This is a genomic window from Limnohabitans sp. MMS-10A-178 (assembly GCF_003063375.1).
Classification (GTDB): domain Bacteria; phylum Pseudomonadota; class Gammaproteobacteria; order Burkholderiales; family Burkholderiaceae_C; genus Limnohabitans_A.
The window spans coordinates 515152-541281 of record NZ_NERY01000001.1; the positions used below are offsets into that span (position 1 = coordinate 515152).

23 protein-coding genes and 1 tRNA gene are annotated in these 26130 nt (G+C 50.7%); 3 read left to right on the plus strand and 21 right to left on the minus strand.

What is annotated here, in order from left to right; translation table 11 throughout:
* Positions 1 to 96: 96 nt before the first annotated feature.
* Positions 97 to 172 (minus strand) — tRNA-Phe (locus tag B9Z32_RS02560).
* An 88-nt stretch (positions 173 to 260) separates the two neighbouring features.
* Here B9Z32_RS02560 and B9Z32_RS02565 point away from each other — a divergent pair.
* Together B9Z32_RS02565 and B9Z32_RS02570 are read left to right on the plus strand one after the other, a co-directional pair.
* On the plus strand, positions 261 to 1508 hold the full coding sequence (locus B9Z32_RS02565) for an MFS transporter (protein ID WP_233248032.1): 1248 nt from the start codon (positions 261 to 263) through the stop codon (positions 1506 to 1508).
* 80 nt (positions 1509 to 1588) lie between these two features.
* Positions 1589 to 2194: a hypothetical protein gene (locus B9Z32_RS02570; protein WP_108419801.1), complete on the plus strand. Its 606-nt coding sequence runs from the start codon at positions 1589 to 1591 to the stop codon at positions 2192 to 2194.
* 6 nt (positions 2195 to 2200) lie between these two features.
* Here B9Z32_RS02570 and B9Z32_RS02575 read toward each other — a convergent pair whose 3' ends face one another.
* Entirely contained in the window at positions 2201 to 3502 is a 1302-nt protein-coding gene (locus tag B9Z32_RS02575; RefSeq protein WP_108419802.1) for a carbonic anhydrase family protein, read from the minus strand.
* Positions 3503 to 3566: 64 nt separating this feature from the next.
* Positions 3567 to 4511 carry a hypothetical protein gene (locus B9Z32_RS02580; RefSeq protein ID WP_108419803.1) on the minus strand — a complete coding sequence of 315 codons (945 nt, stop codon included), beginning with the start codon at positions 4509 to 4511 and terminating at the stop codon, positions 3567 to 3569.
* Between the two features lie 46 nt (positions 4512 to 4557).
* On the opposite strand from B9Z32_RS02580, the gene B9Z32_RS02585 reads away from it, so the two are divergent.
* Positions 4558 to 5013 carry a surface-adhesin E family protein gene (locus B9Z32_RS02585; RefSeq protein ID WP_108419804.1) on the plus strand — a complete coding sequence of 152 codons (456 nt, stop codon included), beginning with the start codon at positions 4558 to 4560 and terminating at the stop codon, positions 5011 to 5013.
* A gap of 14 nt (positions 5014 to 5027) precedes the next feature.
* On the opposite strand, the gene B9Z32_RS02590 is transcribed toward B9Z32_RS02585, so the two are convergent.
* The 18 genes from B9Z32_RS02590 to B9Z32_RS02675 all read right to left on the minus strand — a co-directional run bounded on the left by B9Z32_RS02590 (position 5028) and on the right by B9Z32_RS02675 (position 26071).
* A complete protein-coding gene (locus B9Z32_RS02590; protein WP_108419805.1) occupies positions 5028 to 5747 on the minus strand; it encodes a hypothetical protein in 720 nt (239 codons plus the stop codon).
* Complete coding sequence (locus B9Z32_RS02595) at positions 5744 to 6202, minus strand: flagellar export protein FliJ (RefSeq protein WP_108419806.1); 459 nt, start codon at positions 6200 to 6202, stop codon at positions 5744 to 5746. The genes B9Z32_RS02590 and B9Z32_RS02595 overlap by 4 nt, the downstream gene beginning before the upstream one ends.
* Positions 6199 to 7527, minus strand: coding sequence for a FliI/YscN family ATPase (locus B9Z32_RS02600; protein WP_108420942.1), 1329 nt, complete (start codon positions 7525 to 7527; stop codon positions 6199 to 6201). The genes B9Z32_RS02595 and B9Z32_RS02600 overlap by 4 nt, the downstream gene beginning before the upstream one ends.
* Positions 7520 to 8563: a FliH/SctL family protein gene (locus tag B9Z32_RS02605; protein WP_108419807.1), complete on the minus strand. Its 1044-nt coding sequence runs from the start codon at positions 8561 to 8563 to the stop codon at positions 7520 to 7522. The genes B9Z32_RS02600 and B9Z32_RS02605 overlap by 8 nt, the downstream gene beginning before the upstream one ends.
* Positions 8556 to 9611 carry a flagellar motor switch protein FliG gene (gene fliG / locus B9Z32_RS02610; protein ID WP_108419808.1) on the minus strand — a complete coding sequence of 352 codons (1056 nt, stop codon included), beginning with the start codon at positions 9609 to 9611 and terminating at the stop codon, positions 8556 to 8558. Before fliG ends, B9Z32_RS02605 begins: the two co-directional genes overlap by 8 nt.
* A gap of 9 nt (positions 9612 to 9620) precedes the next feature.
* Positions 9621 to 11516, minus strand: coding sequence for a flagellar basal-body MS-ring/collar protein FliF (gene fliF, locus B9Z32_RS02615; RefSeq protein ID WP_233248034.1), 1896 nt, complete (start codon positions 11514 to 11516; stop codon positions 9621 to 9623).
* 50 nt (positions 11517 to 11566) lie between these two features.
* The gene (gene fliE / locus B9Z32_RS02620; RefSeq protein WP_108419809.1) at positions 11567 to 11938 is read right to left on the minus strand and encodes a flagellar hook-basal body complex protein FliE; all 372 of its coding nucleotides are present in this window, start codon (positions 11936 to 11938) and stop codon (positions 11567 to 11569) included.
* A 9-nt stretch (positions 11939 to 11947) separates the two neighbouring features.
* Complete coding sequence (locus B9Z32_RS02625) at positions 11948 to 13441, minus strand: sigma-54-dependent Fis family transcriptional regulator (protein WP_108419810.1); 1494 nt, start codon at positions 13439 to 13441, stop codon at positions 11948 to 11950.
* A gap of 132 nt (positions 13442 to 13573) precedes the next feature.
* The gene (locus B9Z32_RS02630) at positions 13574 to 15871 is read right to left on the minus strand and encodes a flagellin (RefSeq protein WP_108419811.1); all 2298 of its coding nucleotides are present in this window, start codon (positions 15869 to 15871) and stop codon (positions 13574 to 13576) included.
* 98 nt (positions 15872 to 15969) lie between these two features.
* Positions 15970 to 16440 (minus strand): M48 family metallopeptidase, encoded by a 471-nt coding sequence (locus B9Z32_RS02635; RefSeq protein ID WP_108419812.1) that lies wholly within the window; start codon positions 16438 to 16440, stop codon positions 15970 to 15972.
* A 246-nt stretch (positions 16441 to 16686) separates the two neighbouring features.
* Positions 16687 to 18453: a flagellin gene (locus tag B9Z32_RS02640; protein WP_108419813.1), complete on the minus strand. Its 1767-nt coding sequence runs from the start codon at positions 18451 to 18453 to the stop codon at positions 16687 to 16689.
* 135 nt (positions 18454 to 18588) lie between these two features.
* Entirely contained in the window at positions 18589 to 18987 is a 399-nt protein-coding gene (locus B9Z32_RS02645) for a flagellar protein FlaG (RefSeq protein WP_108419814.1), read from the minus strand.
* Between the two features lie 226 nt (positions 18988 to 19213).
* Positions 19214 to 19576 (minus strand): hypothetical protein, encoded by a 363-nt coding sequence (locus tag B9Z32_RS02650; RefSeq protein ID WP_108419815.1) that lies wholly within the window; start codon positions 19574 to 19576, stop codon positions 19214 to 19216.
* Positions 19573 to 19875: a DUF6516 family protein gene (locus tag B9Z32_RS02655; RefSeq protein ID WP_108419816.1), complete on the minus strand. Its 303-nt coding sequence runs from the start codon at positions 19873 to 19875 to the stop codon at positions 19573 to 19575. The genes B9Z32_RS02650 and B9Z32_RS02655 overlap by 4 nt, the downstream gene beginning before the upstream one ends.
* A gap of 85 nt (positions 19876 to 19960) precedes the next feature.
* A complete protein-coding gene (gene fliD, locus B9Z32_RS02660) occupies positions 19961 to 21820 on the minus strand; it encodes a flagellar filament capping protein FliD (RefSeq protein WP_108419817.1) in 1860 nt (619 codons plus the stop codon).
* Between the two features lie 18 nt (positions 21821 to 21838).
* Positions 21839 to 22762 (minus strand): flagellar hook-associated protein FlgL, encoded by a 924-nt coding sequence (gene flgL, locus B9Z32_RS02665; protein ID WP_108419818.1) that lies wholly within the window; start codon positions 22760 to 22762, stop codon positions 21839 to 21841.
* 22 nt (positions 22763 to 22784) lie between these two features.
* Entirely contained in the window at positions 22785 to 25556 is a 2772-nt protein-coding gene (gene flgK, locus B9Z32_RS02670) for a flagellar hook-associated protein FlgK (protein WP_108419819.1), read from the minus strand.
* A complete protein-coding gene (locus B9Z32_RS02675) occupies positions 25553 to 26071 on the minus strand; it encodes a rod-binding protein (protein WP_108419820.1) in 519 nt (172 codons plus the stop codon). The genes flgK and B9Z32_RS02675 overlap by 4 nt, the downstream gene beginning before the upstream one ends.
* Between the last annotated feature and the right edge of the window lie 59 nt (positions 26072 to 26130).

A 26130-nucleotide genomic window follows, 5' to 3' on the forward strand; every position in this document is an offset into this window, starting at 1 on the left:
CAACATCTTAGGGGATTCTTTAAAAACCTCGGACATCAGGTAAATGACACTACAAACTAAAACACCGTAAGCACTTGCGTACTTACGGTGTAAATTTGGTGGCCTGGACTGGAATCGAACCAGTGACACGCGGATTTTCAATCCGCTGCTCTACCAACTGAGCTACCGGGCCTTGGAGAAGCGGGATTATAGCATCAGGAAAATGCCTGCTTTTAGGGAAATCAGGGAGGAGAGATCGGTCCTGGGGGTGATAAGGTGAGTTGGTGAATACTGCAACATCCAACCAGGCCGACGCCTCCCTTATTGACTCGGCCTACGCCGCCCGGCGCCTCTTCATCACGCTTCTCCTCATGACTTTGGGTGGCAGCAGCATGTATGTGGTGTCGGTGGTGTTGCCCGAAGTGCAAAAAGAATTTGACGTTTCTAGGGCCGATGCGTCTCTGCCTTACACCCTCATGATGCTGGGCTTTGGTGCGGGGGGGCTGGCCATGGGCAAGTTGGCCGACAAATGGGGCGTGCATGTGGCCCTCTGGATTGGCGCCGTGGGCGTGGGCAGTGGCTTTATTTTGGCCGGCATGGCTTCCAACATTTGGTTGTTTGCATTGGCGCACGGCCTGCTCATGGGCTTGTTGGGCAGTTCATCGACATTTGCGCCCCTGCTTGCCGACACCTCTTTGTGGTGGGACAAGCGACGCGGCATTGCCGTGGCAGTGTGTGCCAGTGGCAATTATTTGGCGGGAAGTATTTGGCCCGCGCTGGCCCAGCAGGGTGTTGAAACTTTGGGCTGGCGCGAAACCTACATTTGGATTGGCATTGTGTGTGGCCTGGGCATGCTGGCCTTGTCGTTCTTAATGAAGCAACGTCCGCCCATGATGGTGGTGGCAGCGCCTGGCAGTGTTCAGTCTATGGCTTCAGAACGACCGTTTGGTTTGCCGGTTAACACCGCGCATGCTTTGCTTTGCGTGGCGGGTGTTGCCTGTTGTGTGGCCATGGCCATGCCGCAGGTGCACATTGTGGCTTACTGCACCGACCTTGGCTTTGGAGCAGCGCGCGGTTCTGAAATGTTGTCACTCATGTTGGCCTGTGGCATTGTGAGTCGGCTTATTTCGGGGGCCATTTGTGACCGTATTGGCGGGCTCAAAACTTTGGCGCTTGGATCATTGCTTCAGGGCGTGGCATTGCTGCTCTTTTTGCCGTTCGATGGCATGGTTTCTTTGTATGTGATCTCGGCTTTGTTTGGTTTGTTTCAGGGCGGCATTGTGCCTGCCTATGCCATCATTGTTCGCGAGTATTTTCCTGCCAAGCGAGTTGGGGTTTTGGTAGGCGCTGCCATCATGGCCACCATGATTGGCATGGCGCTGGGGGGCTGGATGTCGGGCAAGGTGTTTGATTTAACAGGGTCTTATCACGCAGCCTTTGTAAATGGTGTGCTTTGGAATGCTTTGAATTTGAGCATTGCTATGTTTTTGTTGTGGCGATTGAAGAAAGTGGTACAGCCTAAGGTCTAGCCCTGTCAATTTTTCGATGGCATGTGTCTTGCAGGAGGGAGTGTCAAAACCCTTGATTTCTCCCTTTAGGAGTCGAAACCTTGACACACGCCTACCGCCCCATTTTTGCAGCTGCTGTTCTGGCCTTTGGTTTAGCAGCAACTCCTAGCATTCAAGCTTCCAGCTTGGTGAATTGGGAGGGCCTCAAGTCAAGTTTCACCTACACCCCCATCGTGGGCGAATCGCTGGAGCGAATCATTGCCAAAACCATGCCAAATCATGACCTCAAACCAGAGGTTTTGGCAGAAGCCTTTAAAGCACTCAACCCCTTGCACTTCAGCAAGGACGTCAACAGTGTGACCAAGCTGAGCACGGCCTTGAAGGTGCCCAATCAGAATCAAGTGTTCAATATGGTGGAAGCGCAGTTGGGTGACAAATTGACTCAAGTTGCAGCGGCTCAAGCTCAAAAATTGGCTGATGCAAGCCCATCAGACACAAAGACGCCAGCCAAAGGAATGTTGGCAGGTACAAAAACCACCAAACCCAAAATCAATCCTAAAACTGAAAGTTGGGTGAGGTTTCCCGCTACCAGGTTTGCCTTGTCTAAAAAGGCCGAAGGCTGGGTGATGTTTCCAAGTGCCATTGCACCGAGCCCCGTCACAGCCGAATGGGTTCACTACCCCAGCAACACCAATCAAGAACTCTGAGGCCTTTTAATTTGAATAAATGGGCCGACCATTGGAAGGTTGGATGGGGCGCGCATTCATCTTGAAGGGGAAGTCGCTTATTTGCTCTTTGCTGATGCTCACTTGCGTCTTCAAAATGTAGAACTTCACTTTTTCTGTGCAAGGCGGTGTGGTGAGTGAGCCGTCGTAGTGGAAAAAATCTAGTTCTTTAGGCAGCAAGCTGGCTGGGTTGAACATGACGCCGTCAGGCAGAACTTCGGAGCCTGCATTTTTAGGTGCATGCGTCCATAAAGTTTTGATGACTGGATTTTCGTTGCCTTCGCGCAGCATAACGGCTAGAACAGCCAGTTCACCTTCCATGTTTTTGTGGACCAAGTGAATCACCATGGCGGAAGGTTTGCCGTCGATGTGTTCTTCGCTAGGGCGGTGGAAGTGAAACTGCACCAGTTCAAAAGGCCTGCCATCAATTCGAATTTTGGAACCATTGGGCACATTGACTTGAATGGTGTGGCCATTGTTCACAATTTTCAGCTGGCCTTGTTTGTAATCGGGCGCCAAGCTGTAACGAACCTTTTCATACGGACCTTTGACACTCAAAGGTGCTTGCGACTTGCCTCTGCCACAAGTTGGAAATTCTTTGCCCCAGTTTTCTGGGCCCATTGCGCCTTCGTATTCCCAATGCACAGGTTGCGCTTCGGCATGCCCTTGGGCACTCTTGTCTAATTTTTTATCATTTTTTTTTTCGTCAGAGCCCTTGGCGTCTTTACTTTCTGCTTTGTCGGATGGGGCTCCTTTGGAGCCCGTCTTACTGTCACCTTTGCCAGGGCCAGCCTCAGGTTGGCATTCGGACATGACCTTCACTTTTTCGCCAGCCGCAGCCAATGCATTTTGAGCCGCGCAAATGACTTTTTGTTGGCCTTTCCAGTCGGTCATTTCCAAAGCTTTTTGGAACGCCTCAACAGTGGCGGGATCTTTGGTGCCATTGGTTAAGAGGCGAACACCAGCCAAGCCCAGCTGACGCTCGGTAGAAAGTGCTTTTTTCTCTTTGGCATAAGCTGCTTCAAGATCTTTCAAGACCATGCCAGAAGCAAAAGCTGCTTTGACAGCTTCGAGTTCTTGGGCTTTGGTCATCAAGGCTGGCAGCTTTTCTTTGCTAGCAGCCAACTCTTCCTCGGTAGCCTCGATCTTTTTATCTGCCTCTTCTACTTGTTGAGTTAGTTCAGCCACTTGCTCGGTCGCTGCAGCGCTCGACTTCTTTTGTGTCCAGCCAAAGTAGCCCGCACCAGCCGTAGAGATGGCGAGCAATATGATGGCGATAAGTTTGATCATGGTCTATTCCAGAATGTAATTTCCGAGCTTAGACAGATTCGTCAGCAAGCTTGAAAACTTGAATTTATCGATCGGCTTTGAAACTGATTCCTCGGCCATCGGAAGTAACGCCTACTAAGTAAAGGCGTTGGGTTTTGCCAGCAATAGGGCTAGTCGTGATAAAGGCTGAGCCGGTTAAATCTTTATTTCCTAAATTATTTTGAGTGCAAGCATTGGCGGCTGGAATACTTACCGACACTTTGTAAAGATTCGTGCCGTCAAAGTTAGGCTTTATTTCACCCTTAGAGAGTTGACAATCGCCCCAAAAGGACATGTAACTGCTGAGTGTCCCTGTCGATGAGATGCTGATCGAGTAGGCATCATTGGAGCCATTGCTGTAGGACAAGACGCCTAGCCAATTTCCTTGAACTGAACTCAGTGTTGCAGCTGTGTTGTAAATGTAGCTTGTTGGAAATTTGAGCTCTAGGTCTTTTATTTCCAGTGCATTCTCCGAGTTGATCAATGGAAAATTAAGCGAGGCATTCATTTTTCCAGAGCTGATGCTATTTAAGGTCCCAGTACCGCTTCGAATTAAAGGGGCGAAATAGCGTTGGTAATTGACTTGAGCCAAAGAGGCTGTGGCTTTGCCAGTGATTTGCCCAGTACCGCTGTAAATGTCAGGGTTGGCGTCGTCGTAATGCAAGGCATAAAACTTGGTGACGCCGCCAGACGCAGGCTCTGTTGGCAGCAAGATTGTGACAAAGTCTTTTGGCAGTTTGTCCAGTTTGCCAGCCAAAGTGCCAACATATGCGCCAGCCGTGATGAGTGTGGCTGGTGGTACCTCGGGTGTTGTGGCTGGTGGGTTGACACTGATGGCCTCATTGCCACCCCCGCCGCCGCAGGCCGATATACCCACTGCCAAAAGGCAAGCCAAAAGTGAAGCCGAAAGAGAAGACGTAAAAGAAGCCGACAGAGGCCTCGCCCAGAAACTCAAATTTTGGGTGTTGTTGGTGTGAGTGAGGTTGTTCATGGCATGGCTCTTTTCAAGATCAGTGCGCTACTTTATAGTAGGGCGCATGAATACCAAACACCATCTTGTTAAAAATACGGCCGCCCCACAAGGATTGGGTGCTGTTTTGAATGTTGGCTTGGCGCTTGTCGCCAGTTTGCTTGTTCTTTGCGCGCCACTTTCTGCTCAGGCCGAATGGAAAAAAATAACCACTACCGATTCGGGCATTATTTATGTCGATGACGGCACTATCAAGCGCAATGGCCCCATTCGATCTTTCTGGAGTTTGCTCGATTACAGAACGCCTCAAAAAGCGCAAAGAGGGGCTTTCTTTGTGTCTACACGCACGCACATGGAAATGGATTGCCGCAAAGAAATGGTTCACATCTTGCAATTTTCCATGCACAGTGGCCCCATGCTCACGGGCGAAATTATCGACTCGCAGGGGGTGATGCGCGAATGGCAAACCATTCCTCCCGACACGCCCTTGGTGGCGCTTTACAAATTCATTTGCGGCAAATAAGCCCTTCAAAACATTCATGGCCGCACCCACCCGGCCTGAAGCCAGTGTCTGTAGTTGGCTGAAAAATTCCAAGCAAAATTTTGCACCGACACGCCAGTTGGAAACACGTCTTGCGTTAAGTGATCGAGCCAGGGGCTTTGTGCATCCAATTGCGTAAGCCAATGTTGGTCATGCCAATCGGGATGCCGAATAGGCAAAGCACTGTCAAGCGCTATTGGCCTTGTGCAGGGCCCCGACATTCGATCGTGTAAGCTGCCCCATTCTCTGCCTTTGAGTTGCACCTTGAGTTGTTTGAGCCGGCGCTCTACTTGTTGCCAATCGGTTGCTTGGTTTTGAAAGCGCAACTGGCCCAATACATTGTCAAAAAATACACAGGCCTTGGGGTTTGCCGAAAGCAAAGCAGGCAAGTCTTGCAGGGCATCGCGCGTATGGCAATGAAGCTCTGTGCCATTGGCTTGAAGTGCTTTGCCATGGCGCCATTTAAACAACAGGGCAGCCCTAGGGTCGATGTCAAAAGTGTCAACCTTGGCAAATTTCTGAAGCCATAGGCTCGACATCATCCAGCCCGCACTGGCACCAATGAGTAGCAGGCTAGGGCGGTTTTCTGGGTTGCTGGGTGAAGAGGTTTGAGCATTAGATAAGAGCCAATTTTCAATGGCCAGTGAAGTGGGTGCCCAGCGGGCCTCAGAACGCCACGCCAACCAATGCCAAGCCAAGCCACCCGTGAGGTTCATGCTTGTGGCTTGAGGTTGAACTGCATCACACCCAAGGCATCCATGCGGCGTTGGTCTTTTTTATTTTCTTCACGCTGCACAGCCATGGCATTTTGATCGGCCAAGGTTTGCATTTTGATGCGCTCGCGCTCTTGCACAATGAGTTGTTCTTTAATGCCAATGATGGTGTTTTCGGTGTACAAAATATCGGTTTTAACGCGCTGCATCAAGCTTAAAAGTTGTGACATGAACTGACGTTGGTTCATGGCTTCCCGCATGCCTACGCTTTGGGCGTCTGACTTGGTCAAGCCATCGCGGTATTCATCGTACATTTTTTGAATGCGCTGTTCACTGGTTTGAAGGCTTTGCAGACGTTGGCGCGCCAGCATCATTTCATTCTGAATGAGCGCAATTTTATCTTCGGCCTTTTGCGCCAAGATGGTCCAGCAGGGGCGAGCTACTACAGAGTCGTTCATATCATGGCCGCCATCATGTTGCGAATGTCTTCGCGTGTGCTGGCTTCGTCTTTGCCTTCGTGCATGTCTTGGCGCAAATACTGCTCCATAGATTCACGCAATCGAATGGCTTCATCCAAGGTGGGATTGCTGCCAACTTCGTAAGCGCCCACTTGAATCAGGTCCATGTTTTGTTGGTACAAAGACCACAGGCGCCTGAACTTGTTGGCCATTTTCAAATCTTCGGGCGACAGCAAACTTTGCATCACCCTAGAAATAGAGCCATTCAAATCGATGGCGGGGTAGTGTGCAGCATCGGCCAATTTGCGCGACAGCATCACTTGGCCATCTAAAGAAGCGCGGGCAATGTCCACAATGGGATCGTTGGCGTCGTCGCCTTCGGCCAACACCGTGTAGATGGCGGTAATCGAGCCGTGACCATGACGGCCTACGCCTGCTCGCTCAATCAAATTGGGCAGCAAGGCAAACACCGATGGCGGATAGCCTTTGGCGGTGGGCGGCTCGCCAATGGCCAAACCAATTTCGCGTTGGGCATGGGCCACGCGCGTGAGGCTGTCGACCAACATCAATACATTCAAGCCTTGATCACGAAAATATTCTGCAATCACATGGGTCATGTGCGCAGCCTTTAAGCGAAGCACAGGCGATACGTTGGCCGGTGCTGCTACCACCACTGATTTGGCCAAGCCCTCTTCACCCAAAGATTCTTGAATAAAGGCCTGCACTTCGCGGCCTCGTTCGCCCACCAAACCAATCACCACCACATCGGCTTTGGTAAAGCGGGTCATCATGCCCAAGAGCACGCTCTTGCCCACGCCAGAGCCGGCTACCAAGCCTACGCGCTGTCCGCGACCCAGTGTCAATAATCCGTTGATGGCTTTTACACCCACATCCAGCACGCTGTCGATGGGGCCGCGCTCCATGGGGTTGATGGGCAGGCCCAACAAGCTCAAGCGCGCTTTGCAGGCTGGCTTGGGTTTGCCGTCCAAAGGCTCGCCGCGGCCATCGATCACGCGGCCTAAAAGTTCGGGGCCTAAGCAGGCAGTGCCCAAGTCATAGGCCATGCGCACCGATGCGCCAGGGCCAATGCCCACAGGCTCGGTGAGTGGCATGAGGTACAAGGTTTTGTCGTTGAAGCCCACCACTTCGGCTTCAATGCGGTGGCCATCTTGACCAATCACTTCGCAGCTAGAGCCCACAGGCGCCATGATGCCGCGCGCTTCCATGCGCAGGCCCACCAATCGCACCAGGGTGCCGCAGCGCTCTGGGCTTGAGGCCCGTGCCATCGACATGCTGCGAGCAACTTCAGCTGCAAAGTTAGTCATGTGTTGGCCCTGCATTGTCTTCATCTGTCTTGGGGCTTGTTTCGGGCAAGTCCAAGTCAGGCAAATCAAGCGACGATAAATCTAAAGGCTCTGCTGTTTCAAACCTAGCGCTGGCATCGCGCGGCAATGCATCTTCTACGGTTTCGGCTTTGCCTCTGCGAGCGGCTAAACGCTCGGGTTGGAAGGCTGTTTGCGCTTGCCATGGCTTGGGGTTTTCCAATAAGGCATGCGCCAGAGTTTCAAGGCGATGTTCAATGAGATCGCTCACCACGGCATCGTCTGCGCGCACGCGCACACTGCCGGGCAGTAAATGAGCGTCTGCCACCAAGCGCCATTGATGTGTTTTTTCACCGGGCGCGGCTTTGTGGTTTTGCAACACAGCCATGTCGTTGGGGTTGAGTTCTACCACCACACTGGCAGCCGATTGAACATCCAAGGTTTCAATGCAGCGGTCAATCATGGTTTGAATGGAACTGGCAGAAATACTCAGCTCAGTGAGGGTAAGTTGTTCGGCCAAATGCAAAGCCAAGCGCTTTAAAGGCTCGTTCCAAGCAGCAGGGTTCTCCTGCAATGCTGCAACGCCTTGCTCAATGTTGACCAAAAGTTGGTTGGCTTTGTCGGCCAAGGCCGCCAAGCTGTCTGCCGCTGCTTGTTCAGCTTCATGTACTGCGGCTTCTTGCTGCAGTTTTTGGCCATCTATTAAACCGCGCTCGTAGGCTTCTTTTTTAATTTGTTCTAGGGTTTCGGCGTCCATGCCAGAAAGCGCCGCTTGTGCGGATAAATCGGCATCATCATAGTTTTTGTCCACCACGTCTGTGATGGTGAGCTCCTCGGCTTCTTGCGCAATTTTTCCGGCAGCCAGTTGCTCTTCAACCGTCCACAATGAGAAATGTGCCGATTTGCCCTGCAGATATTTTTCTTGCACAAACCCTGCGTTTTGTAATTCAACGGGTTTGAGGGGCTTGAGGGGTTGCCACACGGGCGCACCCTTTGGCAAACCCAATTTGGCTGTTGGGCCAGAAGATGCGTTATACAAAATCGCCTCCGCCTAAGACCAACTCACCAGAGTCAGACAACTTGCGGGCAGAGCGCATGATTTGTTTCTGCGCTTCTTCCACATCCGACAAGCGCATGAGGCCTTTGGCATCCATCTCGTCTTTGAACATGCCACGGGCACGCTCCGACATGTTGTCGAAGAAACGTGCTTTGACATCTTCGCTGGCGCCCTTCATGGCAATCATCAGCTGGTTGTTGTCCACCGCACGCATGAGCACCTGAATGCCTTTGTTGTCCACAGCGCTGAGGTTCTCGAAAGTAAACATATTGTCTTGAATGCGCATCATCAAGTCGGCATCGATGCTCTCCAAGCCCTTCATGATGGACGCTTCCAAGGCAGTCTTGGTGGAGTTCATAATTTGCGCCGCCGCCTTGATACCGCCAAAGCTGGAAGACTTGGAGCTGGTGTTGTTGGTGAACTGCAGCTTCATAATTGACTCAAGCTCTTGCATGGCCGAAGGCTGCACAGTTTCTAAGCTGGCCACACGCTGAATAATTTCTGGGCGTGTTTCGTCGGGCAAGAAGTTGAGCACGTCGGCTGCCACTTGGTGGTCGAGCACCGACAAAATAATGGCCGTCACCTGTGGGTGCTCGGTTTTGATCATGTCGGCAATGGCGCGTGCGTCCATCCACTGCAAAATTTCGAGGCCTTTGGTACTTTGGCCTGGCAAGATGCGGCCCAACACAGAGGCTGCTTTGTCGTCGCCCAAAGCTCGTTTGAATACTTTTTCGACATAGTCGGTGGTGCCCAAACCCAAGCTCGATTGCTTTTTGATGGTGGACACAAAGTCGTCCAAGATTTCGTTCACAGCTTCTTGCGAGACATCAGACACCGCCACCATGGCGCCGCCCAAAGCCTGCACTTCGCTGGGATTCAAAAACTTGATAATTTCTGAAGCTTGTTGTTCGCCCAGCAACAACATCAATACGGCTGCACGCTGCGCGCCACTGATGTTGGACATCTCGATGCGCAGTTTTTCTGCAGCTTCGATTTCTGCGGGTGTTTTGGTGATTTCTTTTTCGGCCATGGTATTTCCTTAGGCTACTTTGATCATCTTCTTCAGCACACTGGCCACACGCGAGGTGTCTTCCGCCACAATCATGCGCACCAGCGCAACCTTGTCGTCGTAAGTATTGGCTGTGTCCAACATCTCCATGGAGATGCTCGATTTCTTGGGCTTGAGCTTAGCCTTGATTTCTTCCAAGGTTTCGCCTTCGCCCAACTGGATGGCATTCATGTCTTCTGGTGACAACTCGCCATCGGCCAGTGCAATCTTCTCGGCTGCCAAGGCTGCAGCTGCAGCTTCGGCTTCCAACTCGGCTGGCGTTTTGAGCAAGCCCAACATACGCAAGACCGCAGGGCGAATGACCATCATGATAAACGCCAGGAACATCACACCCAACAAACCACTCTTGATGTAGGTTTGCAAGGATTCATCTTTGTACCAAGGAATGCTCAAGTCATAAGCAACAGTTGGCTCAAATTTGGCCTGAACCACAGTGACCACGTCACCGCGCTTTTCGTCATAACCCACCACGCCGCGCACCAAATCTTGCATGCGGGTAATTTCTTCTTCGCTATAGGGGTTAGGCTTTGAGTCGGTTACTTCGCCCTTTTCATTTTTGGTGGTGGTGGGTGCACGTTCATTGATCAACACAGCCACGCTCAAGCGCTCTACAGTACCCGTTGCATTTTTCACATGGCGAACAGAACGGTCTAGTTCATAGTTGCGAGTGCTGCGTGCGGTTGTGCTGTTGGTAGTACCACCAGATCCTGCGAGTGTGGAAGCTGCAGAGTTGGTGGTTGCCGAAGGTGCTGGTGGCGGGGTGTTAGACAGTGTGCCAGGAATACCGGCGGCTTCTGCGGCACCGCTCTTGTCTTCACTCAGCGCTTCCGAACGGGTTTTGGGTCCTTTTTCGCGAGTGTCAAAATCTTCGGTAGTCACTTCGGTTTGCGTAAAGTCTAGCGCCATATTCACTTGTGAGCGCACGTTGTTATCCCCCACAATGGGAGACAAAATTTGCATCACGCGCTGGCGATACACATCTTCCATTTTTTGCTTGTGATTGCTTTGCGCTGATGTAAGGCCCAAGGCTGCAGCATTGCTGGAATCGGTAATGAGTTTGCCTTGGTTGTCCACCACAGCAACGTTTTCGGGGGTCATGAGGGGCACGCTGGATGCCACCAAGTGAACCAAAGCCTGCACTTGATTTTGTGACACAGAGCGGCCGGCATGCGGCGTGATGATGACGGAGGCTTTGGGTGGTGTGCGATCGCGCACAAACACCGATTGCTTGGGCATGGCCAAGTGCACACGTGCTTGTTGAATAGAGTCAATTTGCATGATGGTACGTGCCAACTCTTGCTCCATGGCAGCGGTATACCGCACTTGCTCCATGAATTGGCTGGTGGTCATGGCCGATTGGTCTTTGAGAGAATCAATGCCCGTGTTGCCTGTTTTGGGCAAGCCCTTGGAAGCCAAGAAAATGCGGGCTTCGTGGTACTTGTTGGAAGGCACTGTAATTTGACCGGTCGATGGATCGAGCACTGGCTTGAACTCGCTGGCTCTCAAAGCTTCCATGGCCGTTTGCTGATCGGCTTCGCTCATGTTGACCATGAGGGGCCGGTAGCTGGGCATATTGATCAATACATACAAAAGTGCAAACAACAAAACAGCCAAGGCCATCAAGATGATGGGCATGGCTTTTTTGACGCTAGGCTGTTGCAGCATTTGTTGCACAGAGGCCAAGGGGCCGCCATTGCCTGCACCGCCATAATTGTTGCCATTGCCTTGTTGCACATCCATGCCGGGCGTGAAGGTTGCCAATGCACCGCCGGCGTTAGAGCCTGCGCCGCCAGTGGTAGCAAGTGCAGTGCTGTTCGAGCCACCCGTGGCCAAGGCCGGGGTGAAGGGAGCTGTTGTAGTGGCCATGTTTGAAATCTCTCAGTCGTATCTTTTAAATTAGCTACTCGGAATGAGCCTTAAACAGGCATGTTCAAAATGTCTTCGTAGGCCTTGAGCACCTTGTTGCGCACTTGCAAAGTGGCTTCAAAGCTCAAAGACGACTTCTGCATGCTCAGCACCACATCGGTGAGCGGTACGCCTTCGCCGCGCTCATAAGCGGATGCCAGTTTGGATGCATTTGTTTGGTTTTCGTTGACCTTGTTCACCGTTTGGCGGACCAAATCACCAAAGCCAGAAGGACCTTCTGTGCCTTTGGAGCCATTCAGGCCATTGAGGTTGCCAACTTTGTTGCCTTCATCGTCCATGCCGCCAGCAGCCTGCGATTGGTAAGAACGAAGCGTTTGCAACATCGATTGAATGTTGCCTTGGGAGTTAATTTTTTCCATCATGTGTTCCCCTTAAGCGGCCCAGGCCATGGTGCCGTTCTCAGCTTTGAGCTTGGCGAGTTTGTAACGCAGCGTGCGTGGGCTGATGCCCAACTTGGCGGCAGCTTCCATTCGGCTTTCGGTGGTTTGAATGGCTGCCAAAATCATTTGGTGCTCGCTGGTTTTCACAGCCTCTTGCAAGTTAGACGCTATGACCGCGCTGTCTTCGGCGTTGCTGGTGTCTGGGTAGCGCAAAGCCTCTGTGGGCATTGCAAACGCATGGACAGGTGCTTCTGGCAAGTCGGATGCCATGCTCATTTGAATGTCGGCAGTGTCGTCAAACATGAGGTGTTGGATGTCAATGTGCTGGTCGGCACACAACACCACAGCGCGTTGCACCACGTTTTCTAATTCGCGCACATTGCCTGGCCATGGGTAAGACAAGAGCTGCGCTTGAGCTTCATCGCTCAAAGTGAACTCTTGTGCATTGGGTGCGTGGCGCAGCAGCAAGCTGGCCACCAAAGGCAGAATATCGCCTTTGCGTTCGCGCAGAGGCGGCACGCGCAATTTGAATGTGCTGATGCGGAAATACAAATCTTCGCGGAACTCGCGCTCGGCAATGGCCACGCGCAAATCTTTGTTGGTAGCGGCAATGATGCGCACATCAATGGCCACTTGGCGCTCAGAACCCAAGCGCGTGAGCAAGCGCTCTTGCAATACGCGCAGCAACTTAGACTGCAAGTGCAAAGGCATTTCGCCAATTTCGTCCAAGAACAAAGTGCCACCTTGGGCTTGTTCAAACAAACCCTTGAAATCTTTTTGTGCGCCTGTGAACGCGCCTTTTTCGTGGCCAAACAACATATCGTCAATGAGGTGCTCTGGCAAAGCTGCGCAGTTCAAACCCACAAACGGGCCACGTGCACGCTTCGAGGACTCGTGCAACACACGGGCCAAAATTTCTTTACCAGCACCTGTGGGGCCTTCAATGAGGGCGGTTACGTTGGCTTGGGCCACACGCTGTGCCAAAGCAAGTAAGTGACGGCTAACAGGGTCTACATACACCACGCTCTTTTGCGGTGCCGCTGCAGCCACTACCTCGGTGGGCGGCGCCATGCGCGCCACCATGGAAGCTGCAGAAGAAGACAAACGCAAAGCTTGAATGGCTTGATGCGCCATTTGCCAAGAAGCGGCAGACCAGTCGTCGGTGGCCAACACATGTGCGGCACCTTGGCGCATGGCTTGAACGGCCAGCTCTAAATGACGGCGATCGACGCGGCACACCATAGGCACAGCACAACCTGCACGAAGCATGATGTTTTGGCAGCTTTGCAGCAAATCTAAGGTGGTTTCGTGGCGAAGCACCAAAGCCGCTATTTGGCCGTGGCTTAAGGCGGACTGAAGTTCGTCAAGCGTGCTGATACAGCGAACAGACAAACCCGCCGCTGTGAGTTGCGCGTGCTCAGGCGCATCTAAAGGCTGGATGGGGTCCAGCCACAGAACTTGTTGCGCGGTATGAATAGAGCTCATTGCTTTCTGGTGCCTCATGTGCATGTGAATGCATGAGTAGAAGCAATGAGCGTGCCACCTAAAATTGAATACTTAAAACCTAATAAATGAGGGTTTTAGTCAATTAATCGACAGGTTGAAGCGGGCTAGGGCTTAGCCCTGCAACAGCTTGAGCACCGTCTGCTGTGACGTATTGGCTTGTGCCAACACCGCAGTGGCGGCCTGCTGCATGATTTGCGTACGGGCCAATTCGGTAGAAGCCTGTGCGTAATCGGCATCTTCAATTTGGCTGCGTGATGCTTCTGAGTTCATGACCACGTTGGTCAAGTTGTCAATCACGTGTTCCAAACGGTTCATGACCGCACCCATGGTGGCACGCGTTTCGGCAATGCGGTCCAAGGATTTGTTGACGTTCATGATCACATCGTTGGCAGACTGCATGCTCAACAAGTTGGTTGGCGCTAACTGGCTGGTAATAGGGCCTGTGATGTCACCATTGGGGCCAAAGTCGGCCATGTCAATGTTGATGAGCTGATTTGCAGCTGGACCCACTTGAAAGCTCAAACGTCCAATATTCTTTGCATTTATGGTGCCTGATTCGAACCCTAAACTTGTGAAGTTGGAATAAGTTGGGTCGGCAGCTGGTGACGAGCCAACAGGAGTGGCATTAGCACCAGGCTTGATGATGAATGGGTTGTTTGACGACAAGGTTACTGTGCCATAGGCTGTTGAAGCGGCAACAGTATTGCCCTGCGTTACCAAAATTGAGGGTGAGTAAGTTGATGAAACCGTCAGGTCTGTTGCAACATCACCATTGGCCGTTGAGGTGGCCGAAATATTTGCGCCATCATTTGCACCAGTGGTGAATCCGGAAGCTAGGCTACCAGACATTGTTCCCTTGGTGGAAGTTGGCAAAGGTGTGGTTGTGGGCGTCAGTGAAGAAAAAAGTCTTGCAATTTCAGTACCAGTGATGGGGGCAGAAGCCGTGAAAGTTAAGCCACCAAAAGTAACAGCTTCAGAGGCTGCCAAGTCATTGAATGTTACTGTTGCAACTTCTTTTGAACCTGTTGCACCTTGAATCACTGAAAGTACGGGACCAGAGCTTGTAATGTTGCCTACATTGCCTTTGCCGGTAGCGGTGGCAGTGACTATTTCAGTAGCAGTTCCATTGGCTGCAAGATTAGAACCAGTGGTAAAGCCTTCGAAAAATGTACCGCTAAAAGTGCCAAGTGCTGCACTGATTGGGTTGGCAGCGGTTGCTGCAACACCAGTCATGCCTGAGCGTAAGTTAGAAAATGCGCCTGCTACTTGTTCTTTGGTTGAGGAGCCCGTAGAAGTAAACGTCAAGCCATTCAGCGTGATTTTTTGTCCAGCCGTTAAGGCTTTGAATGTGATGGCTGAAGTTTCGGCCGAACCAGCTGAAACTGCACTTGAACCGGTAATGCCCGAAACACCAACAGGCGTTGAAGGTGTGGCCGTGTCCATGCCCAAGCCAAAGTCCATACCCTCAAGGGTGGTGTTGTCATACCAAACAGAAAGATTGCGTCCATCGACGGTTTTCAAAGTCAAACCACCGCCACCGCCATCGCCAGCAGTGACGCCATGGACGGCAGTACCCGCATTGATACTTTCCATCACGTACTGGCGGCGTTCGCTCGAAGTTTGACCTGCAGACAGACTCAGAGAAACTTTCTCACCGTTCACATACAAGTCAGTTTGAATGGATGTTGTACCAACGCGTGTCTTTGTTGCTGTAACCACCGCCGCATTGGCAGTTGCATTGACACCAGTGTCTCCAATTCGAGAGTTAATGGCTGCTGCAATTGCAATAGCGCTACCAGCTTTGTTGCTAGAGAAGGCCAGTGCGCTACTTTTGGGATCGCTTGACGACAAAGAGGCTGGGATAGGAAAGGAGCCTTTGTCTGTTTGAATGGAAAGATCACCATCCTTCAGACTTTTGCCAAGCTCATTGGCCGCAACACCAACGCGAGTGACAGTATCGACCTTAGGCGAACCTACAGGTATACCGGCCTTACCATTCAAGATGGGGAAGCCATTCCACTCATGTGTGTCAGAAATTCGCACAATCTCTTGCTTGAGTTGCTGAAATTCTTGATTTAAATAGCCACGCTGCTCATTAGAGTAGGTGGAGTTGGAAGCCTGCACAGCCAACTCAGACATGCGTTGCAGCATGACCGTAATTTCTTGTGTGGCGCCCTCAGCCGTTTGAATCATGGAGATCGCATCACCTGCATTGCGAACCGCTTGCTTTAGGCCTTGGATGTTTTGAGTCATCCGCGCTGCAATGGCCAAGCCGGCGGCATCGTCTTTGGACGAATTGATGCGTTTGCCGGTGGACAACTGCTGCATGGCAACTTGGCTGTCACGGTTGGACGTTCTAAGCGCCGTTTGTGTGTACAAGGCTTTGACGTTGGTATTGATGACGGTCATGGGAATCTCCTAATGGGGCGAGTGGCAAGGTATTGCGATGGGTTGCTTTGTGGCAACACGTTGCCGCTTTGATTGCCGTTAGTTCAATTACTAATTAATTAGTTGGTTAAGGTAGATGCAGGCATGGCGTCCTGAACTGCTGCGGCCATGGCGTTGCGTTCTTGAATCAAAGTGGCATCGTTTGGCCACTTTTGCAGGGCAGTCTCAAGCACTTGGTGTGCTTCAGCCACGTCGAGGTTGCAAGCCAATGCACGTGCCAGCATTTGATATGTCATGGGCTGAACGCGGTCAACTTGAATGGAAACCAGGTCTTGCAAAATTTCTACAGCAAGAGGCCAGTCTTCACGGGTGATGGCCAAGAGGCCTGAAATTGCCAGAATGTCTTCACTCAATGGATATAAAGCCAAACCTGCTTCGGCCAAGGCTTGAGCAAGGTCGGGTTGGTCTTGAGCAACGAGCCATTGAATGCCCAGGCGGAAATCAACGGGGGTAAAGCGTGAAACCTCTTTGAGGTTCAAAGATTGTTCGCTGACCAAATGTTGCATGGCCTGTTGTAATTCAATGTGCATGTCTAGCTCCTTTAGTGAATGAACACCAGCAAACTGAATGAAATCAAGGCTGCTGATGCGAATACAGGGTATGGAGCAAGAGGTGTGCCAGCTTTTCCTTGCCACTTTGTGTCGAAAGCCTGACGTTAAGTGGCAGTGCGTTGCCGTTTTGGCTAAAAAAGTGGCAAAAAAAAGCCACTGGCAGTGATGCCAATGGCTTTTAGAGGGGCTTGGTGGCTAGAACCAAGCCATCCTTGGAGCGTTAGCTTACTTGAGCAAGGCCAAGACAGACTGAGCTGACTGGTTAGCTTGAGCCAACATGGCTGTAGCAGCTTGGGTAATGATCTGAGACTTAGCAAGGTTTGTAGTTTCCTTAGCGTAGTCAGTGTCCAAGATGCGGCTGCGTGAGGCAGACAAATTCATAGAAGTTGTTTCTAAGTTTGAAATTGCAGCAGTGAGACGGTTTTGATAAGCACCCATTGAAGCGCGAGTATTTGTAACCGAATCAATCGCTTTATCCAATACGGTGAGTGCACTTTGTGAACCATTAGTGGTTGATAGGTCAATTGAAGATACACCCGCACCACTTGAACTTGCAATTTGAGCAGCAGAACCCAAAATAGCCATTGTTGCCTGTGATCCACCCAAATTGATACCTGCAGAGCTGGTTGACTTAAGGGTAATAGTTCCATAAGCAGTTGAAGCAGCAGAAACTCCAGTAGCACCTGTAGTAGGAACTTCGATTCTGATATTGCGGCCGTCTGCTGCAGTTAAAGTGTAAGCACCTGCAGTACCAACTGTTGCAACCACACCAGTATCCTTTGAAACTGCGTTTATAGCAGCTGCAATCTCACTTGCTGTACCTGTAGCACCCCCGGTAGAGCCAGCAACGCCAGCTGTACCAGTAGCAGTGTAAGCAAGTGTCATTCCATTACTTGCAGTTTGCACACCTAAGTTGCCAACATCACCAGCCCCGATAACGCCTGTTCCACCAGCAGTATAGGTAAGTGTAAGTACACCTGCATTTGTCGTAATGTCAGTGAGTCCCAGGGCTTTGGCCGCAGTGCCTGCCAAAATAGCGGCTTTATTCGCTACGATAGCAGTACCAACTTGAGTAGCGGTTGCACCTGTTGCAAGACCGGAAGTAGCAACTCCAAATATTTCAACTGAGCCAGCAGCAGTTACAGTTCCTGTAAGTGTTGCGGTTTGTACCTCAGCAACTGCGGCAGTTGAGGTGCTACCAGTTACGCTTACGCCGTTTATACGCAGTGCATACGAACCACCAGCAGTTGTTGCAGTGAGTGATGCTGTTGTAGGACCAACTTCAGCGGTGACACCAGTTTGGCCCGAAACAGAATTAATAGCGTTAGCCTTTGCAAGTGCGCTACCAGTTGACTCTACAGTTGATACACCATCCGTCACTGAAGCGCCGACATTGACTCCATTAATTGTTATGCCACCATCTGTTAGGGCCGCACCGGAAGTCAAAGCTGCCCCAGTAATTTTAGGCGAAGACACCCCTAGTGCAGATGACTTTGCGCTTGAAATTGAAATGCTAATTCGATCGTTACTATCATTGCCTGCACCCACCTGAAGTGACTGTGCTGTATACGAACCATCAATTAATTTGATACCGTTAAAGGCCGTATTGTTTGCAACACGATCAATTTCAGCAACTAATTGTTGTGCTTCAGCGTTAAGAGCAGATCGGTCAGAGCTGTTGTTACTACTGTTTGAAGATTGCACTGCTAATTCACGAATACGCTGCAAGTTATCTCCAATGGCTGACAAACTTCCCTCAGCAGTTTGCGTCAATGAAATACCATCATTTGCATTACGAATTGCAGCAGAAATGCCGCGAATATTTGCGGTCATTCGTGTACTAATAGCTAGGCCAGCGGCATCATCTTTCGCATTGTTAATGCGGATACCTGTGGATAGGCGCTCCATTGATGTTGCTTGTGCAATACCAGTTTTACGCAAAGAGTTTTGAGCAGCCAATGCGCTGATGTTTGTGTTGATAGATGTTGACATGGATTTTCTCCTTCAAGGGTTTATAACGAAGTTACAAGAAATCCAATTTGAAATCTTGTTACTTGCTGATTCGGTAGTTGTTGAATGAACTTGAGTGCGTTAATTGAAATAATGCAAAGTCTTTTTGTTTTCACATCAAGCTTTAGCATTTAGTAACAGGCCTTTGACCTTCTCAATGTTGTGCGCTACACGCACTACTACTTCATTGGGAATTTGCCGAACCACTTCACCTGTCTCTGCGCTACGCACAGTGACTACAGGGCCGCCAACGGCCTCATCAATCTGGAAGCCCAGACCGCGTTTGGTGGATGCCATTTGTTGATTAAGCATGCTCACTGCTTCTTGCAGGTTCTGCCTTACTTCTGATGCATCAAACTTAATGGCCACTTGTTTGGGGGCTATAACTTTGGGTGTTTCAGGAATTTGAATGGCCGAACTGCCAGGTGCTTGTGAACTTGCAGGCGCAGGGGCACTCGGCCGCGCTGCTGCGACGCCGGCACCCCCTCTAGCAATGTTGCTGATTTCGGAAACCATAGTTATCCGTCCTTTTCTTCATAAGCATGCTGAACATGCCGAATACCACCGGTCTCCTGTGCTCAGAGAGCATCAAGAGAAGTTCAGTGGTTGGTGAATCGGCAGGTCCGCGGAAAACTTGAGGGGCAGGATTGAAACTTTTTTCGAAGTTTTTTAGTTAACTATGGGGAATCGGTCAAATTGCACACTTCTTTAGGGCATCCTAGTGGCTAGTACCTCTGGGGCCTTAAACAGAAGCCCTAAGGGTTTTCCTTATATCGATCTCGTCGTAAGGAACATAAAGAGTGGCGTTTTGTACTTCAATCAGCCCGATGCTCATTAGTCTTTGAACATCGTCATAGACATTTTTGTAGTCTCGTTCTAGCTCAATGGCCAATTGTCGAATGCTAAGGCCTTGATTGTTGGCCACATACTCTAGGAGTGCCATGCGCTTTTCTGTCAGCATGCTGTGCAGCACTTTGTAACTGGCGAACCTTAGCTTGGGTGTTGCAGCTTTACCTTTGTGTCCTTTGTCTAAGTTACTGGCCCAATTTAGCAAATGGGCTTGTTCTTGTTTAGGATTGACCACCTCTATTTCGATTCGTTTCATTTGATTTCTCCTGAGAGGTGTTCTATGTCAGATACAAAGTCAATGAGAAGCTGTTGAAGTGATTTAAAAGTGTAAGCAATCTCAACTTCTGCTTTGCCAACATGTTTGTGGTCACCCTTACCAGATTCATTGTCGTATCGCACAATAGTGACCCCTGAATTACCGCAGTACAGGCTGTACTTAAATCCGTGCTTGTGACTTGCATCTTGTCTTGCAAGTTGCCAAATTTTTCTTTGAATTAGTCGACCATCCGCAAGGATGGTTTTGCTGTCTAAGATTAAAGTGGATTTATTTGACATGATGGTATCCTATGCCATCACTCAAAGCAAGCCTTGTCATTGGCTTGCAGACTTCAAGAATATCTAATTCTTTTTAACAGCTCAATTATTTGTTGGTGTAGGTGGCCATCATGCCGTCAAAGGTGCTCTTTAAGCTGGTTTGTAGGCTCTTCGATTGGCCCACCATCGATTCCATGGCTGCAAATTGTTTGTTATAACGAGCCAAAAGCTCAGTCATTCGGGTATCTAGTTTGTCCAATTGCTTTTTGTACTCACTTATTTTGCTAGTGAGGTTGGCGCTTTGGGTGGTCAAAGGGGCCGAGGTGTCTAGCAAAGCGGTCAGTTTTTTAGCGGCTTCGCCTGCCACACCTGAGGGAGCCAAGCTAAATTTACTTTGATTTTCTTGGTTGCCTGTTATCAGGGTTACCACGTTGTCATAGTTGTTTTTGAGCGAGTTATCAAGTTTGGTTTTGTCTATAGACAACACACCTTTTTGATCGATATTGAAACCAATATCGCGCAATGCTGTTAATCCACCTGCTGGCGTAGTTGAGTTGCCGCTAATCAATTGGCGCATTTGACTGCGCACAGAACCCACAATGGAGTTGCCCACCAGCGTAGCACCATAAGTTTCGACGGTTGATTTTGGGTCTGACACCACGCCCAGCATGGTGTTGGCGTCGTTGTATGCAGTAACCAGTGCATTCAACTTGGTTGAAATTGACGATGTGTCTCTTGAGAAAACCAAGTTGGCGGGTACGTTTGCGGTGGTGGTGGCTGTCAAGTTCAGTGTGGCGCCGGCAATTGCATCGGTCACTGTATTTTTGCTCGACGTCATGTCCATGCCGTTGACATTGAAGGTGGCGTCTACGGCAGACTGCAATTTTTTGCCAAAGCTCACACCGGTTACTTCGCCGCCGCCTAATTTAAGACTGGTCAAAGAAAAGGCATTGCTTGCACCAGTAGAGCCCGTAACCATAATTCGGAAAGGCGTTGCAATGTTGCCAGTATTGACGAGCTGGGCAGATATGCCTAAGTTGGCAGAATTAATAGCGGCCACGATGCCCGCGGGAGTGCTTGCACTGGCAGCCACTGCAATGGTGTTTGAAAATTGGGTGCCAGCAGGCGTTGCAATGTCTGCTGCGTTGTTGGTTGTAGACGTCAGCGTAAGCACGCCGCTGTTGTTAACACCCGAAGAATAGCCCGTTGCAAATTTACCAGCAAACGTGCCGTAGATTGCCAGCGCATCACTGTTAATGGCGCTTGCCTCTACGCCGCCCGCAGCCACGGCAGCTACAGTGGTGGTGTCTAACTGATCAAACAGTTCACCAACTTCCGAGGCGCTTAAGGACTTGTTGGCCGTCAATGTGAGGCCGTTTACCGTAACGGTGTCGCCTTTGTTCATGGCTTTGAAGGTGACAGTCGATGTAGAGGGCGAATTGACTGTGCCCTGTGTAAACACCTTGGTAGGCGTTGGGTCAATGCTGTTTTTTAAAACTAAGCTAAAAGCTTCCCCACCGTTGACTTGCGAAAGTGGTGTGGCGAAGCCAGGCACATTGTCTGCAGAAATACTTCTTTGCTGCTGCGCCAATTGGGTCACCGATATGGTGTGGCTGCCAGCTGTAGCAGATGTCGTGGTTGTAACGCTGACTGCATTAGGTTGGCTAATTTGCGGCACTAAGGTGTTGAAAGAACTTTGGTTCTTTAAACTGGCAAATGCCGACTGCAAATCACCTAAAACAAACTTCATGGCGGCATACCCAGAAATACCACCTTCTGCCTTGGCCACTCTGGCATCTATTTCTGCTTTACGGGGTGCCTTTTCGGCTTCAACCAAACTGTTTGCCAATGAGTTTACGTCCACTCCCGAACCCGCACTCAAGGTGCTGATAATTTTGCCAGCCGCGGCTTTGGCCGAGGTGGCGGTAGCTGCAGTAGAGGTGGTTGACGAAGTGGCGGTAACCATGGTTTATTTCAACTTTATTTACTTAATATAGTTAAACAAATTCAACTGACTCACCTTGGCAAAGCTAGCCTGCGCCGCTTCCAAGCTCATCATTTGTTGGTTCATTTTGGTAATGGCGCTTGCATAGTCCAAGTCTTCAATCGAAGACAAGGTGGTTTTTAAATTGAGGGTGGTGTCTTCCAAAACAGCTGTTTGCTGATCCACCACATTCAAGTTGGTACCAATTTGGGCTTGTGCCAAGCTCACGCCTTGTGTTAGCGCATCCAGTTCACCCACGCCGCGTCGAATGTCATTGACCTTGACGTTGTTCAAGCCCAAAATTAAGTCGTCGAGTACTTGGAAAAAGCCCACTCCAGTGGCTTTACCATCGGTATCTGGGCGAGCTACGGGCACAAATGCATCGGTGCCTGTGCGGTTAATGGGAATGCTGCGCTGATCGCCCACTCGCACATTCATGCGAGTTTGGTCGCCCATGTACACCGGGCTACCATTGGCAGTTTCAACAAAGGCAGGCTGCTTCACGCGGCTGCCAGAGAACAAATAGTTGCCGCTACTGTCTTTGGTGTTGGCCAAGCTGAGTAGTTGGTCGCGCAAAGCTTGCAGTTCTGTGCCCAAGGCTTTTCTGTCTGGCACACTCAATGTGTCGTTGGCACCTTGTACGGCAATTTCTTTGGCGCGAACAAGCAAGGTACTTGCGCTGTTCAAGGTGGTGTCTTCCCCTTGAAGCCTAGCCTTTATGGTGTTCAACGAGCTTTGATAGCTGTCTTGTTTGTTCAAAATACTTTTCAAACGCTGAATGGTGGCCGCTTGGTTGGGCGCATCACTCGCGTTGATAATTTGTTTGCCTTGTGCCAGCTGCGCTTGGGTTTGCGTCAACTTGGTTTGCACATTGCTCATTTGAGCGGAGGCTCGGTCAAATAAAAGGCGGGTTGAAATTTTCATGATGGTTTAGCTTTCACGCACTTCAACGAACTTGCAGCACGCTGTCAAACAGCTGGCTGGCCACTTGCAAAATTTTGGCGGCGGCTTGGTAGGCTTGTTGGTAGCGCACCAGGTCGGCTGCTTCTTGGTCCAAGCTCACACCCGAAACCTGGTCGCGTGCGGTCAGGGCTTGGTCAAAAACCACTTGCAGCGCCGATTGGGAGATGGTGGCTTGACGGGCAATGTTGCCCATGTCATTCACGTTGTCGATGTAGGCTGCGGCGAAAGTTTTACCGCCGCCCATTACAGGCTCTGACTCTAAGTCAATCAGTGCCAACATGTTTTCGTTGTTGCCGGTGCCGTCTTTGTTGCCATCAATGACAAAAATATCGCCCGCCTTGGGTGGGTTGGACAGCGAAATTTGAATGCCCTGGTAGACAAAGGCAGGCTCAAGGTAGTTGGGGTCAAATTTGCGCGAAGCCACCACGGTGTCGGTCTTGATATCCACAATGCTGAACTGGGTGGGTGAATCAAAGCGCACTTGCAAAGGGTTGGTTCGCAACGCCTGCTTGGCATCAACGGGCTTGCCGGTATAGCCTGTAGAAATTTTGGCTTCGCCAGGGCCTGTTACAAATACCAACAAATCTTCATTGGCCGTGCCCGACAAATAAGCACCTGTTTTGAAACCCATTTTGGCCAAGTCGGCGGGAGCGCCGTTGGCAAAGCCAAGTTCAATGGGGGTATCCATACCATCTACCAATGCGCGGCTAATGCTAATTTGGCCGCCATAAGTGATGGCCTTCAAACCCAAGGCGTTGGGTGAGGCAGAGCTGTCAATGGCAATGTCTTTGCCTTCGTTGCCTGTGGTGTTGGTCAATACCAAATTGCCATCGTTGCCCAAGAAGGCTTGTACGGCAGTGGTGCTGCTTTTGCTGTTGATTGCATCGATCAAGCCTTGCACACTGGTGAGGCCAGTGGGTACCGCTTGAATCACGGTAAAGCCAGCGGCATTGCCACTCTTGAGTGACAAAGGCAAATCCAGTTTGAGTTGACTCACTGGAATACGAATTTCGTTTTTGGCGCTTGCTGTAATTCCTGAAATGCCGGCAGCTTGAATTTTGGTGGCAATGTCGGACGCTTGCAGGGTGCCGCTTGTAACGGCAATTTCTGGCAACGTCACGCCATTTAGCTTGATCAAGCCCGCTGCAATGCTGGTCAGGCCAGTTTGAATGCGATCGCTTTGCAAGGTGGCCGGCACTGCCACTTTGGCCAAAGTGCTGTGTTTGGTGGGATCTGTTTCGGTGCTATCGGCCTGAATCACAGAGCCCACGCTGGCTTTGGCGCCATAAAAAACATTGATGTCTTTGTAGCTGTTAGCGCCATTCACATTCAAGTAAGCATCGCTGTAGCTGGCGTTGGCTGCAAAGCCGTTGGCTTCAGTCAAGATCAAACTTTGGGTGGCAGCGTCTACCGCTTTGCCCGCCAACTGCCTGCCATCACGCGTGAAAATTTGCAGCTGTTGGCCAGGATCTGCTTCGCCCATCAGCACGCTGATATTCTCTAAACCATTGGGAATGGTGGCCACCGCTGCCACAGGGCGAGAGATGGTGGGCTTGACTGTGATAGCGGCTGACGAACTGGGGTTGTTGACCAAGGTCAGGGTGAGATCGGGTGGGCCGTTGGTCGGCTTGCCCACATAGGAAATGCCAGCATCGGCGCCGCCAGTGTTGTTGGGGGCTTCAATGACCCTGAACTGCGCTGCAGCAGAAACTTTGAGGGGGTCGTTCAAATTCACTTTGACGGTACCGGCTGAGCCTACCGAGTTTTTGTCAATGTTAAATAGCGCGAGGCCTGTATTGCCATAGGCATCAATGCCACTGGTATGAATGGCGTTTACTTCTTTCACAAAGTTGTTGGCCAGGGTGTCCAATGAGCTGCGGCTGCTGCCCAGAACTTGTTCCCTGAAGCTCATGATGCCCGAGAGCTTGCCGCCACTAATGCCTGAAAGCGTGGTGGAAGCACCGTAAGGGTCTAAAACCAAGCTGACTTTTTCGGGCGCAGCTGAATTGAAGTTAGTACCCAGCATGAAATAATTCACACCATCCACCACCACATCGCGTGTGAGGGAGGGGCCTAAACTCACAGTCACTGCGCCGTTTTCTGCAAAGCCTGTTTTGATTTGAGCATAGCCAGACAAATCTTTGAGCAACACATCGCGTTGATCCAGCAAGTCGGCGGGCTGTAATTCGGCAGTCTTCTGCTTGGTCATTTGCGTATTGACCGCAGCCAGCTGCTTGAAAATGGTGTTCATCGAATTGACATAGCTTTTCACGGCTTCGTCGGTTTCGTCTTGAACCAAATCGAGTTGGCCCGACAGCTCGCCAAAGCGGGCCGCCAAATTTTCGGAATCGCGCAAGAAGCTGCCGCGCATCACGGTGGAGGCAGGGTCGGACGATAAATCGCGCGCCGCATTGAAAAACTGATCGAGCGCACCACTCAAGCCCATGGAGGTGCTGCCCATGATGTCTATCACGCGGTTGGCGTAGTTCACCATCGGCTCTTGGCTGGTGAGCTGGCTGTTACTGTTGCGCAAATTGCTTTCGGCAAAGGTGTCGTACTGGCGTTTGACGCTGTCTACCGTCACACCGGTTCCCAAGAACACCGTGCCCACCTTGGCCACCGGGTTGGCGGCCATGACCACTTGTTGGCGTGAATAGCCTTCGGTCGATACGTTGGCAATATTGTTAGACACTGTGCCCAGCGCACGTTGGTACGACTGGACCGCATTGGAGGCAACACTGACTAAATCGCTCATTGACCACCTCCGTTACTCATAGGCTTGGGTGGTAAATTGAGTGGCAGAATTTGAGACTTGGGTAGAGCAATGCCGCCTGGTTTCTCATTGAGCTTGTCGAGTGAGATGCCCATTGTTTTCGGATTCAATGCCATGCCTTTGGCAGCGGCATTGAAAGCGGCAGGATCTTGCCGCTGTTTCAAAATATCGGCTGTGGTGGCAAGGTTGGCTTGATTTTGCTCAAGGCTTTTCACCAGCATGTCGGCCAAACCCAGTGAATTCTTTTTGGCCAGTTGCACCGACACCTCTTTGTCGAACATGCCCTCAAAGGTTTCCATGGTGCTCGACTCAGACAATTCGCTTTTTACAATCGATTCGCGCATCGACTTCATCATCATCTGCAGGAACAGAGCCTCAAATTGCTGCGCTGTTTGCTTGATGGCACTCTTGGCATCCTGACGTGCTTGTCCCTTCAATTGACCCAGACCGTCAAAGTCTAGGTAAGAGCTGGGAGAAGGCGTGTTGATGGCGTCCATGATTTTTTGTTTGAGATGCTGATGTCAGTCTTTGATTCAACGGAATATTTGAAAGTTAA